Below are 12,423 nucleotides of genomic sequence, written 5' to 3' on the forward strand. Positions count from 1 at the left end.
ATTAAATACCACTAAATCGGTCAATAATTAGTATTTTATCGAAAAACCTTTGTATTTGGGAGATCCAAAAAATAAAATGTCTAGCCGTATCAGGGATAAAGCCTTTTCCTGTTTTTAGCTCTTCCTCAAGTGCTGCGTAGTTTACCGCCGTAGGCATCGCACACTCGTTAATTTTTCGTTTTGCTCCAGGAGCTTTTTTAATTTTTAATAATTCAGATAGCCCACCTGACCGATACTTTTGCAACCACCTTGTCACCGTTGAAGTGTCTTTCGCCAAGCGTTTACCAATTTCTTGTTGCTCCTTGACTTGTCCACTTTTAACCCACCACAACATTTGTAGTTTTTCTTTCTGGTTTTCCACGTTCGCTGTTTGTAGGCGTTTTTTTAGTTCTTCTTCGCTCTCTGCTATTTCAATCTCAAAAGGACGGCTCATGAGTATTCCAATTTATCCAGTTTTTTTCTCTATTATATGCAGCTTCATATTTAATTGGTATTAGTGGCGGGGTCAATTTCTTTGGCAATCGTTAACAAAGCTAATTACCCAGCATATTTTGATATTGTTAAAATAGCTATGGCCTACAGCTTTGGCTCAATCAAGTCCCACGGAAAAACTAAACATTCCAATGATCAGGATGATATAGATAAGGACGAGTTGAAATAGCAGACATGAGAACTATCTGTGAAGGCAGTAAAAAATACCTGTTTTTCACAGATAGCCTGCTAAAGGTGAGTTGCAGATTATAATTTGCTTCTAAAATAGAAGAATGCTGTCAACTACCACTCAACTCCTGCGACTGTCTCAAGGACAACTGAACTTACTAGAAGCTTGTCCGCGTAAATTTCAACATACCTACCTAGAACAACTCAATTCGCCCTCAAATCCCGAACAAGAAGAACGCCAAACTTTGGGTAGTCGCTTTCACTTGCTAATGCAGCAGCGAGAAATGGGTTTGCCAATTGATAGTTTCCTGCAAGCAGATGCTAAACTGCAAAGCTGGATGCTAGGTTTTGCTGATGCAGCTCCAGAAATTTTAACGGCTGCATCTGATAATCAAACTTTCCGTGAAAGTGAACACTACCGCACTCTGCAAGTTCAGAACTATTTACTGACGGTTGTTTATGATTTATTGATTGCAGATAACCAACAAGCGCAAATTCTGGACTGGAAAACTTATCCTAAACCACCCAATCAACGCAAGTTAGAATCCAACTGGCAAACACGGCTTTATCTGTATGTATTGGCAGAAACTAGCGACTATTTACCAGAAAAGATTTCCATGACTTACTGGTTTGTTCAATCTGAGGGCAAACCGCAAAATATTAAATTTAATTACAATATTGCTCAACACACACAAACAGCAAAAAAACTTAATCAACTATTAAGCCAGTTAACTAATTGGCTGGAAAATTACCAAAATAACCAGCAGTTTCCCCAAGTAGTAGATGGTAGCAAAACCTGTGGTTATTGTCAATTTGCCAAACGGTGCGATGCCTACGGTGGTAAACTACGCACACAAGCTACTGAAGAAGCAGTGAAAGACTCATTGCCAAATTTTGACAGCATTCAAGAAGTCGCGCTCAACCCCATACATTAGAGGATGTTTGTCAAGTCCAATAAGGGTATAAAGAAATTACAACTTCTAAATTTATGTCAAGTTATGTCAAACTTCGACGAAACTGAAGCGATTTATGTCCGCGAATTAGGAATTGATGACATTGCTCCCATTTACCACTTGGGAGAAGGGTTATTTACCAGCGATTTATATCCTTATTTATACCGCACCTGGGACGAATGGGAGGTGATTGGACTTTACAACACCGATCCAGAATACTGTCTTGTGGCTGAAACAGACGGAGAATTAGCCGGATTCATTTTGGGAACGATCATCACCAAAGCATCCTGGACTTACGGTTACATTTTATGGCTGGGAGTTAGTCCGAAATATCAGCGTCGGGGAGTTGCAGATAAGTTGGTTGATAAAGTCGTCGCCCGGATGATTGAAGATGGGGCGCGGTTTATGCTGGTAGACACTGATCCTACCAATACTTCAGCATTAAAGTTTTTTAACCGCAAAGGTTTTGGCAATATCCGCCAGCATATTTTCTTGTCGATGAATTTAAGCAAGCACGAATATTATGGCAGATTGATTGATTATGAACACCAAAAAGCTGAAAGAGCAGGTTACAAGCGATCGCGTCCGGCAATTCGTGCCCGTAAACCTGATAGCGCTGCTAATGAAGTAGTTCTCAATCCTCTAGTGAATGAATCTCAAACAACCGAGGATCAATCTCCAATCTAACTTAAGTTTATATGCCAGAACAACAGCAGTGGACTATAGCAGCAACCGAACAACCCCCGGAGTGGTTCATCGAAGCGGTGAAACAGCATACACCCGCATCAAGTGGAATATATGCAGCACAATTGTTGTGGCAACGGGGAATTAAAGAACACCAACAATTAACAGCTTTTATTAACTATAAAGCTTATCAACCAGCAAGTCCCTTTGAGTTTGGGCAAGAAATGCAGCTAGCGATCGCACGGTTGCAACAAGCATATAACGCCAAAGAAAAAATTGCCATTTGGGGAGACTTTGATGCTGATGGGATTACCGCCACATCTGTACTTTGGGATGGATTGGGGCAATTTTTCAAACAAAATACTCAGTTAATTTACTACATTCCTAATCGCCTGAAAGAATCCCACGGACTTAATAATCAAGGGATTGATAACTTAGCAAAACAAGGTTGTAAATTAATCGTTACTTGCGATACAGGTAGCACAAACATTGAGGAAATTATCTATGCGAAACAACTAGGCATAGATGTAATAGTTACAGACCATCACACCTTACCCGCCGAACGCCCACCCGTCGCAGCAATTATTAATCCCCGCTATTTACCAAGAGAACATCAGCTGTTTCATCTTTCTGGGGTGGCGGTAGCTTATAAGTTGGTGGAAGCACTATATCAAACTCTGCCTAATGTGGCAAAACATCCGTTAGAAGATTTATTAGATTTAGTCGCAGTAGGATTAATTGCCGACTTGGTGCAGTTAAGTGGAGATTGTCGCTATTTGGCGCAGTTGGGAATTCAACGACTGCAAGCAGATTTTCAACAGCCAGCAGCAGCGCGTCGGCGTCCGGGGGTAGGGCGATTATTAGAATTGTGCCAGAAAAATGGCGATCGCCCCACAGATATTTCCTTTGGTTTAGGCCCAAGAATTAACGCCGTCAGCCGCATCCAAGGTGACGCCAGTTTTTGCGTTGAATTATTAACTAGTCGGGATGCCAAACGTTGTAACGAACTAGCCGAAGTTACAGAACTCGCAAACACCCGCCGCAAATCTTTGCAAAAAGATGTGCAAGCGCAAGTAGCACAAAAACTTACTCAATTAGACTTATCAACCACTAGCGTCATAGTCCTAGAAGATGCCCAATGGCCTGCGGGTGTATTGGGCTTAGTCGCTGGACAGATAGCACAAGAAACAGGTCGCCCGACTATTTTGTTGAGTACAGAAGGAGCAGAGGAAGCAGGGGGAGCAGGGGAAGCAGGGGAGCAGGGGAGCAGGGGAGCAGGGGAAGTAGGGGAAGCAGGGGGAGAAATTACTCCTTTATCTTCTAACTCAGAACTCAGAATTCAGCACCCAGCACTCGCATTAGCTCGTGGTTCCGCCCGTTCGGTGAATTCCGTCGATTTATACCAACTGGTGAAAGACCAAGCACATTTGTTACATCGCTTTGGGGGACATCCCTTTGCAGCAGGTTTGAGTTTGTTAGTGGAGAACATTCCTTTATTTACAGCTGCGATTAATCAGCAGTTGCGGCAATCTTTAGGTAGTACAACCCTAACGCCAACCGTGCAAGCAGACTTGACGCTAACAGTAGCTGACTTGGGGAAAGAGTTATTTTTGGAACTGAAACTGCTAGAACCTTGTGGAATGGGTAATCCTGTTCCGAAATTGCTAATTCAAAACTGCTGGTTTGAAAATTCTTGGCATCGTAATCAGCAGGATTGGCAAGGGAAAAAGGTACAGTATATTAAAACCGAGTTTGACATTCGGGATGATTCCAGCAGAAGTGTTTTTCCTGGTATATGGTGGGGACACTATAAAGATGAATTACCCATAGGAAGGTGTGATTGCATAGCAGAACTAGACTACAACACCTTCAAAAAACGTTATGAAATCAGATTAATTGCGGTGCGTCCCAGTGTTAACTCAGCACTCACCACTCGGAATTCACCACTCATCTTAGACTTACGAAATCAGGAACACTCAGGACTCAGGACTCAGGACTCAGCACTGATTATCGAAGATTGTCCCACAAATTGGGATGATTTACGCGCGTGGTTGCGGCGATGTCTAACAACAAGCCGCTCTACGTCTGGGCTTGACAATCAGCAACAATTAGCGATCGCTTGGTCTAAACCCAACCATCAACCACCCAATCAAATTTGGCTGACTCTTGTCGGAATTGCCAAATATCTCAGTCGCACAAATCAACTAGTTACCCGCGTCCAACTTTTAGAGAAAATCGGCATCAGCGACCAAACTTTACTTGTAGGAATCAAAGCTTTAAAAAATTTAGGGTTCACAGTCAAACGACAAGACCGTTATTTAGAATTTACCTGGCATCCAAGCGATAATGCAGAAAACTTTGGTGAGGCAGCAGTTGCGCGATTTTTAGCTGCTGTCCGAGAAGAACAATTTCAGCGACAGTATTTTGCCGAAGTACCTTTATCTACTATTGTAGCGATCGCAAGCGACGACAATTATAGCGCTTCCGGGTTGAGTCAAATACAGACCTAACAAGAACAGCCCCAACCCTTGTAGCGTTGGGGAGTAAGATTCAAATATTATATCATGTCCACTTGATTGCTTATTAAACCCGAAGAACCCCACCCCGCCAAAGCTATGCTTTGTCTCCCCTCCCGAAAAGCTCTTAGGGGTTGGGGGTGGGGTTCTTTTATTATGGGTAATCTGGCGGACATGATATTACAATTTTCAGGTAAATAGACCACGCAGTAAGGGCACAGCATTGCTGTGCCCCTACGACAGATGTGGTTCAAATACTTGAATTCTGCTGTAAAATAAAAGCCTGTATTCATTACTGAATCAGGCTTTTGAGGTTTTTTACTAAATTTGCACCGAGAAATTCAGTTTAATTACTGAATAGTGAATCCTTCCGGTCTGATCGCATCTTCCAAATCAACCCCCATCAGGTTAACTCCCTGGATGTTTGCATTTGTGAGATTTGCCTTTTCCAAGTCTGCGCCCTGTAGGTTAGCGGCTTGCAGGTTTGCTCCCAGCAGGTTGGCTTTCTCTAGGTCTGCATCAAATAGGTTTGCTCCTAACAGGTTTGCTCCCAAAAGGTTTACCTTGCCTAAATCTGCTCCTTGAAAGTTAGCCCCTTGTAAATTTGTTTGCTGTAAGTTAGCCCTTTCTAAGTCTGCATTTTGTAAGTTAGCACCCTCCAAGTTTGCCGCTTGCAGGTTTGCGTCCTTGAGCATTGCTCCAGTTAGGTTACACCCGACACATTCATTAGTTTGTAATAAACGTCTAACGTTTTCTGCTACAGACACTATTGGCGATGCAACCGGAGATATTACCGGAGATATTACCGGAGATATTACCGGAGGAGTTACAGAGTCCATTGGCGATGTAACCGGAGGCATTACTGGACCTAGTTTAGATTTCGTAGGTATGGTTGGTGTTAGTGTTAAAGCTCTAACGCTGGGCTGGTCAAGCAGAGAAAATCCTGCTATAAGTACCAGAAATACTGCTGTTACGATCCATTGAGTTAATTTTTTGGAATTTGATTGATTCATTGGTTCCTTCCTATGATGATTCGTAGTGGTGTGCTTGCTTTTATAAGAGCCATCAATAATGTGCTTTATTCTCACTTTAGATAAATTGATTGATAACATCAAATATTATTTTGATTCAAATTGATAAATTCAAGTGATTAAAAAATCTTTTTGGATGGGAAACACTCGCTGATTTTTTTTTGGTTATATTAGGGACATAGCACCCATCAATAATTTCGAGTTTTCCGAGTAGGTGCGACGGCGTTAGCGAGTAGTCGAGCGCCAAATAGCCCGTCGTAGGCGATCGCCTCATACCTAATTGGAAAGCATTACCAGACTAGGTAAAAGTCGATATGATTCACTTTTAATCAAGATAGAGAGTCCCAAGTAAATTAAGACAAAGGGGAAGATTTTCCGACCATAGCGAGTTAAAACGGGAGTCATCAGAGGATTACGAGTCAGGTTGTAAGAGAGTAAGCACCACGCCCCAACAGTGAAATAGCAAACACACACAATTACACCCAAACTTGGAAGATTACTACTGGCAAACAACGGTACATAAATCCCAATGTTGTTTCCTCCATTGGCAATGGTGACAGCAGAAACACGGTAAGTTTGAGGATCGCGGATGGTTGCTAATAGTGATTTCTTCTGGCGTCCAGATTTGACAGGAGAGATGAAGTCAACTGACACAGTTTGAACTGTCTCTGCTTCCTCTTCTCGACTGATGAGATTACTGATACCAATGGCGATGGGAAGCAAACCTAGCAAACCAATCCAGGTGCTTGGAATAATCAGACCGCCGAAAAAACCTGGGAGACTAGCACATACTAAGGTAGTGAATCCCAGAAATTCACCGAGAACAATATGCTTAGGACGAAAGCTGCGATTGACTTTTCCGAAAAAAGCTGTCAAGTATAAATTGTCGTCAAAGGTGGTTGCAAAAGCGGCAGAGATTCCAATAATTAATGTACTAATTAGCCAAGTCATAATTGTTACTCACAATAATTCAATGTTGTTTGTCTTAATCCTTCTCTGCTTCTCAATGTCAGGGCATAGAAGGAGGTTTTTTGACTGTTTTACCTAACGACAACCGATCAAGGTTCGCTAGTCATCAGCTAATTACGCAATTTTTAAAGGCGATGCCTACGGCGATAAACTACGCCTCTAATCAAATTGGTGATTTATTTTCTCAGCAAGGTATCTTGGGAGCTCATGAACTGAATATTACGGCTTTAAACTAAATAAGAGCAAACACTCTTGTTTCTTAAAAGGATAAATAAAACTGATTGACAATTTGACTATATATTTTCCTCGTTCCCATGCAGAGTATGGGAACGAGAGACGAGAGAATACCCAATACTGAGCTATTGTTTGAGAAGCTTTTGTATTTAGTATCGTTTTCATTAAAGAGATGCTAAGTACAGAACACTATAAAAAGGGTATGGAATTTAATCATTCGTAGGTTGGGTAGAACGTTCGCGTAGCGTCCCGTAGAGAAGTGAAACCCAACATCAAGTCTCAATATTTCCAAACCCCTTTGACGGTGACGTGTACTAAGTAGTTTTCTGTCGGTAAAGTTTAAGATATTCTTGACGGCTAGCGTTTAACATCGGTTAATATGACTAATTGCGCTCTAGCTTCAGTTTTAAAATTTACAGTAATGTTTGATATTTAACTTGTAATTATGCTAACCAGTGTTGACCGTTTATTATTTGTCCGGCGAGTCCCGATTTTTAAGGAATTGCGGGATGATTTTATTGTGCGGCTCACTTCAGTAATGAACGAATTGTCATTTCCAGCTAATTACACGATCTTTCGACAAGGAGAAGAAGGGCGATCGCTCTATATTGTTGTGTCAGGTCGAGTTAAAGTTCACATTGGGAATAAACTACTTGCAGAGGTGGAGCAGGGAAAATACTTTGGTGAGATGGCAGTCTTTGATACTCAACCTCGTTCCGCTACTGCAACAACTCTGGAACCTTGTGAATTTTTAGAACTGACGCAAGAGCAACTTTATGATGCGATCGAAGAAACTCCTGAAATTGCGGTGAATATCATTCGTGAGTTATCCCGTCTGATTCGCAGATTGAATGACGATATGAGTGTAACAAATTCCCCACGGGCAAATCCGGGGGGTTTTAGCAGAGAGTGAGAAATAGCGGTTTGGTTCCTGTGTAGGTTCCAAAACACTACTAAATACAGTTTCGCGTAAAAGCGTAGCGTTTTTACAGCATAATTCAAGTATTTGAACCACATCTGTTGTAAGGGCACAGCATTGCTCATAGGTGTCAACTTAGCGTGAAAACCTGCCTAAAACCAGCTTTTAGATTGTCTCGTTCCCAGTCTCCGACTGGGAATGCCGTTCTAGAGGCTCCGCCTCCCTTGCTGGCGGCAGAGCCGCCAAGAGCAGCATTTCCAGCCTCTGGCTGGAAACAAGGTTTTAACGAGGTTTTAAAAGGGTTTGCGCTTAAGTTGACACGTATGAGCATTGCTGTGCCCCTACCGCGTAGTCTATTTACCTGAAAATAGCTGTAATTCAAAAGAACGCATTAACATTTTAAAGGAATGCAAGCCGACGCATTAACAATGCAAGCCAATGCATTAACAATGCAAGCCAATGCATTTACAATGCAAGCCGATGTATTAACAAAGCCGCCGACGCATTAACAATGTAAGCCGATGCATTAACCCAACCTACGAATATTCTTAACCGAGCAGTATTGATGCTGTACTTCCTGAAGATGCTACTTTCAGACATTCTTTAAGAAACTGCTGGGGAATTTCTCCACTTTCTCCCCAATGCAGATGAACATAAGAAGCATGAATATTTGCAGGTAAACCCCATCCCTCGCATCCCATATTTTCGTCACAATCGTAGCGAGAAGTTTCAAATAGGGGCTGACTGGGAGTTAAGGTTAAATGAGAACGATGAAACTCATGTCCGTAAACAGTTATATTTGCCTTCACTAACAGATTATCTTGCAAAGCTACTGCACGACGATAGCCCAAAGTTAAACGTCCACCCATCACAGCAGATGTCGGTAAAACTCCCGCCATCGACCAAGATTTCCCCTCAAAATCGATAATTTGCTCACACAAATACATCAATCCTCCACATTCGGCGATCGCAGGCATTCCTTTAATTATTGCCGTTTTCACTGCATGACGAACGCTGGTATTTTCTGCTAGTTGCTGGGCAAAAACTTCTGGGAAACCACCCCCAAAATACATTCCCTGTACATCTTTTGGTATGTCAGCATCTTCTAATGGACTCCAGAAAACCAATTCTGCACCAAGCTGTTGCAGCAAATCGAGATTATCTTGGTAGTAAAAATTAAAAGCGCGATCGCGGGCTACTGCAATCCTAACTGGCGATGAGAATGATAAGGGGGATGAGGGAGAGGTGGGGAGTGGTTCTGATTTTAACAAAGGTAATAAGCGTTGCCAATCGAAGCAAGTATCTCCTAAATCGGCGAGGCGATCAATTAAAGCATTGAGTTCAGGAAGCTCTGCTGTGGGTACTAAACCCAAATGGCGATCGGGAATTGTGATGTTATCTTGACGTCGTAGCACGCCAAGAATGGCTAATTGTAAGGGTTCTAACGAATCTTTGAGTAGAGAGAGATGGCGATCGCTTCCCACGCGATTTAATACTACCCCAGCTATTTTAATTCGGGAATCAAAAGACTGGTAGCCGTGAGCGATCGCAGCTACAGAACCAGATAAACGACTGCAATCAATCACCAACACCACAGGTAAATCTAAAAGCCGCGCGATGTGTGCTGTACTCGCAAAGTCAGTTGATTTTTGCTTTTCTTGCCCATGCCCAATTCCATCAAATAACCCCATTACCCCTTCCACTAGGGCATATTCACTCAATTGACTATGACGGGCAAAACATTGCTGAACGTAGGCTTCGGAAGTCAGTACTGGGTCTAAATTGCGACAGGCACGACCAGTTACGTGTTGATGAAACATCGGATCAATGTAGTCTGGGCCTACCTTAAAAGATTGCACCAGGCGATCGCGACGACGTAAAGATGCTAAAAGTGTCAGCGTGACTGTTGTCTTGCCTACTCCACTACGTTCCCCAGCAATGACTAAAGCCATAAATAAAACAAATAAGATTTTTATGCAGCAACTATTTGAGTATTACAGCAGAATTCAACTATTTGAACCACATCTGTCGTCGGGGCACAGCATTGCTCTGCCCTTACTGCGTGGTCTATTTACCTGAAAATAGCTGTAATTAAATTTTGACTGTTAAAATTATTCGGTATTTAACAACATCTGCAAAAGAGGAACGTTTTATGATCGTTGTTCATCATCTTAACAACTCGCGATCGCAGCGTGTGCTATGGCTGCTCGAAGAATTAGGTATCGAATACGAGATAAAATTCTATGAACGCGATCCAAAGACGATGCAGGCACCAGAGTCGCTGCGTCAAATCCATCCGCTCGGCAAGTCACCAGTGATCACAGATGCAGACCTGACGATCGCTGAGTCGGGTGCGATCGTCGAATACCTAATTGATCGCTACGGTAATGGTCGGTTAGTGCCGCCATCCGGTACGCCGGAGCATCTGCGCTATACCTATTGGCTGCATTACGCCGAAGGCTCTGCAATGCCATTGCTGGTCATGCAGGTGGTATTGAACAATTTCGGGGCAGGGGACAGCAGCGTAGTTAGCGGATTCATCGCGCCCCAGATCAAACTTCACTTTGACTATATAGAAGGTGAACTCGGTAAAAGTACGTGGTTTGCGGGCGAGGAATTTACCGCCGCCGATATTCAAATGAGTTTTCCCCTCGAACTAATCGCCATGATCCCCAAAGAAGTCGAGAGTCGGCCAAAGCTCAAAGAATTTATCGAGCGTATTCATGCGCGACCTGCTTACAAACGTGCGCTTGAGCGTGGAGGCACATACGACTTATCCTTTCAATGATTTGGGGAAAGCAACAACAAAAGACATCTTCTGCTAAGTACAAAATTTCATCAGTTCATAGCGAATTAAAATTGGCAAAACTCAGCGCCCCTCTGCATTTAAAAAAGCTACAAATTTCGGAAATATTCTACTAAGTTCAAAGCTTCTGTGATGAAATCAAGGAAATTAACACTCCCCCGCTAGCCTTACGGTGTAGCGGGGGATTCTTGTTTCTCAGAAACTCGCTTTTTGGCACAAGTATCAAGGAGTTTTGAGGAAATATCAAGTCCTTGAAAGCATCTATATTCCATCAGGTTAACATTAACCAATTATCGGCTAGCTAATCATAAGTATTCATAATCTATACTATGTCTGCTGGTTAGAAGTTTCTGTGTTTAAAAGTATCATAAGCTACAAAAGCTCTAGCGTAGGCGCAGCCCAACCCAGGCATCGCACTTTGGGAAAAACTTTTTGGTTTACTGTTCATGACCAAACCCCGGTACGAATTACGAAAGCAATTGTAGACTGCTTAAACCACAAGCATTTCGCTTTTCAAGCGTGCCATTCGGCTGAAGTCAGTGTGTACGTGGAAAAATAGCGTGAAATGCCTTGTTTTTTGCTGATCACTATGTGATACTTTACTTTAACTTAGAAAAGAAGATAAATCTATTACAAATAAAATGCAAAAAATCAAGATATCCAAGAGATTTATAACGTGGGTTTTATTAATTGGATCAGCTCTATTGATGTTTGTATTTGTAGCTTGTACTTCTGGTAATCAAACTCCTTCACAAGCACCAGAAAAAATAACAATTGCTTATCAACCTGGAATGAATTATGCTAATCTACTTATCGTCAAACAGCAGCAAATTTTAGAAAAACAATTTCCCCAGACACAATTTCAATGGCAGGAATTATCGAATGGTGCAGCTATTAGGGATGGAATTATCGCTAATCAAATACAAGTTGGTGCAAGTGGACCTGGAGCATTTCTCGTAGGTTGGGATAAAGGCGTGGGCTGGAAAATATTAGCTTCACTTAACTATAGTGAGTTTTGGCTAATAACGAAAAACCCCAATATCAAAAGTATCAAAGATTTCAAGCCAGGAATGAAAATTGGTTTACCATCTTTAGATGGGGTACAGGCAATTGTACTGCGGAAGCTGGCACAAAAAGACTTAGGAAGTCCTACAGCACTCGATGAAAACTTGCAAGTGATTGCTCACCCTTTAGGGTTACAGTCTCTGTTGACTGGTCAAATTGATGCACATTTTACAACGCCTCCTTTTGAATTTCAGGAAGTTGAAAAAGGTGGTAGGGTAATTATTAAAAGCTCTGATATTTTTGGTAAGACTAGTATAGCAAGTCTATTTGCGACTGAAAAATTTTACAATCAATATCCTGAGTTTGGTAAAGCTATGTATACTGCAATTGTGAATGCCACTAAACTTTTGAATGAAAAACCTGATGAAGCGGCCAGAATCCTCTCACAAATGGATCGTGGAAAAGTCTCACAGGAGCAATATAAAAAGTGGCTCACGAATAAGGCAGTGGCATACGGAATTGAGCCAAGAGCCTTCCTCAAATGTGGAGCATTTATGCATGAAATCGGTATGTTAAATAAACAGCCGAAATCAATTGACGAATTGATTTTACCACCACTCAAAGGTGTTGGGGGAGATTGAATTGA

At 42.1% G+C, this 12,423-nt stretch carries 11 protein-coding genes; 7 read left to right on the forward strand and 4 right to left on the reverse strand.

Annotated elements, in window-relative coordinates; translation table 11 throughout:
* Position 1: 1 nt before the first annotated feature.
* Positions 2–433 carry a helix-turn-helix domain-containing protein gene (locus V7K36_RS28575; RefSeq protein ID WP_335121028.1) on the reverse strand — a complete coding sequence of 144 codons (432 nt, stop codon included), beginning with the start codon at positions 431–433 and terminating at the stop codon, positions 2–4.
* Between the two features lie 331 nt (positions 434–764).
* Here V7K36_RS28575 and V7K36_RS28580 point away from each other — a divergent pair, with 331 nt between their 5' ends.
* From V7K36_RS28580 to V7K36_RS28590, 3 genes are all read left to right on the forward strand, one after another.
* Complete coding sequence (locus V7K36_RS28580; protein WP_335121029.1) at positions 765–1,595, forward strand: PD-(D/E)XK nuclease family protein; 831 nt, start codon at positions 765–767, stop codon at positions 1,593–1,595.
* A gap of 63 nt (positions 1,596–1,658) precedes the next feature.
* Positions 1,659–2,300: a GNAT family N-acetyltransferase gene (locus V7K36_RS28585; protein WP_335100008.1), complete on the forward strand. Its 642-nt coding sequence runs from the start codon at positions 1,659–1,661 to the stop codon at positions 2,298–2,300.
* An 11-nt stretch (positions 2,301–2,311) separates the two neighbouring features.
* Positions 2,312–4,807 carry a single-stranded-DNA-specific exonuclease RecJ gene (locus V7K36_RS28590; protein ID WP_335121030.1) on the forward strand — a complete coding sequence of 832 codons (2,496 nt, stop codon included), beginning with the start codon at positions 2,312–2,314 and terminating at the stop codon, positions 4,805–4,807.
* 356 nt (positions 4,808–5,163) lie between these two features.
* Here V7K36_RS28590 and V7K36_RS28595 read toward each other — a convergent pair whose 3' ends face one another.
* Both V7K36_RS28595 and V7K36_RS28600 read right to left on the reverse strand, forming a co-directional pair.
* The gene (locus V7K36_RS28595; RefSeq protein ID WP_335121031.1) at positions 5,164–5,826 is read right to left on the reverse strand and encodes a pentapeptide repeat-containing protein; all 663 of its coding nucleotides are present in this window, start codon (positions 5,824–5,826) and stop codon (positions 5,164–5,166) included.
* Between the two features lie 294 nt (positions 5,827–6,120).
* Positions 6,121–6,795, reverse strand: coding sequence for a cadmium resistance transporter (locus V7K36_RS28600; protein ID WP_335121032.1), 675 nt, complete (start codon positions 6,793–6,795; stop codon positions 6,121–6,123).
* A gap of 697 nt (positions 6,796–7,492) precedes the next feature.
* On the opposite strand from V7K36_RS28600, the gene V7K36_RS28605 reads away from it, so the two are divergent.
* Positions 7,493–7,960: a cyclic nucleotide-binding domain-containing protein gene (locus tag V7K36_RS28605; RefSeq protein ID WP_335121033.1), complete on the forward strand. Its 468-nt coding sequence runs from the start codon at positions 7,493–7,495 to the stop codon at positions 7,958–7,960.
* A 146-nt stretch (positions 7,961–8,106) separates the two neighbouring features.
* The gene (locus V7K36_RS28610) at positions 8,107–8,331 is read left to right on the forward strand and encodes a hypothetical protein (RefSeq protein ID WP_335121034.1); all 225 of its coding nucleotides are present in this window, start codon (positions 8,107–8,109) and stop codon (positions 8,329–8,331) included.
* A 183-nt stretch (positions 8,332–8,514) separates the two neighbouring features.
* Here V7K36_RS28610 and V7K36_RS28615 read toward each other — a convergent pair whose 3' ends face one another.
* Positions 8,515–9,918, reverse strand: a complete 1,404-nt coding sequence (locus V7K36_RS28615) for a cobyrinate a,c-diamide synthase (protein WP_335121035.1) — start codon at positions 9,916–9,918, stop codon at positions 8,515–8,517.
* Positions 9,919–10,118: 200 nt separating this feature from the next.
* Between V7K36_RS28615 and V7K36_RS28620 the strand changes: the two genes are divergently transcribed.
* Together V7K36_RS28620 and V7K36_RS28625 are read left to right on the forward strand one after the other, a co-directional pair.
* A complete protein-coding gene (locus V7K36_RS28620) occupies positions 10,119–10,754 on the forward strand; it encodes a glutathione S-transferase family protein (protein ID WP_442948526.1) in 636 nt (211 codons plus the stop codon).
* 659 nt (positions 10,755–11,413) lie between these two features.
* Positions 11,414–12,418, forward strand: coding sequence for an ABC transporter substrate-binding protein (locus V7K36_RS28625; protein WP_335121037.1), 1,005 nt, complete (start codon positions 11,414–11,416; stop codon positions 12,416–12,418).
* The last annotated feature ends 5 nt before the right edge of the window (positions 12,419–12,423 follow it).

Source organism: Nostoc sp., assembly GCF_036919555.1.
Taxonomy (GTDB): domain Bacteria; phylum Cyanobacteriota; class Cyanobacteriia; order Cyanobacteriales; family Nostocaceae; genus Nostoc.

Bases quoted from the DNA above. Each gene is read 5' to 3' on its own strand.
- V7K36_RS28575 (WP_335121028.1), bottom strand. From the start codon at position 433: ATGAGCCGTCCTTTTGAGATTGAAATAGCAGAGAGCGAAGAAGAACTA.
- V7K36_RS28580 (WP_335121029.1), top strand. From the start codon at position 765: ATGCTGTCAACTACCACTCAACTCCTGCGACTGTCTCAAGGACAACTG.
- V7K36_RS28585 (WP_335100008.1), top strand. From the start codon at position 1,659: ATGTCAAACTTCGACGAAACTGAAGCGATTTATGTCCGCGAATTAGGA.
- V7K36_RS28590 (WP_335121030.1), top strand. From the start codon at position 2,312: ATGCCAGAACAACAGCAGTGGACTATAGCAGCAACCGAACAACCCCCG.
- V7K36_RS28595 (WP_335121031.1), bottom strand. From the start codon at position 5,826: ATGAATCAATCAAATTCCAAAAAATTAACTCAATGGATCGTAACAGCA.
- V7K36_RS28600 (WP_335121032.1), bottom strand. From the start codon at position 6,795: ATGACTTGGCTAATTAGTACATTAATTATTGGAATCTCTGCCGCTTTT.
- V7K36_RS28605 (WP_335121033.1), top strand. From the start codon at position 7,493: ATGCTAACCAGTGTTGACCGTTTATTATTTGTCCGGCGAGTCCCGATT.
- V7K36_RS28615 (WP_335121035.1), bottom strand. From the start codon at position 9,918: ATGGCTTTAGTCATTGCTGGGGAACGTAGTGGAGTAGGCAAGACAACA.
- V7K36_RS28620 (WP_442948526.1), top strand. From the start codon at position 10,119: ATGATCGTTGTTCATCATCTTAACAACTCGCGATCGCAGCGTGTGCTA.
- V7K36_RS28625 (WP_335121037.1), top strand. From the start codon at position 11,414: ATGCAAAAAATCAAGATATCCAAGAGATTTATAACGTGGGTTTTATTA.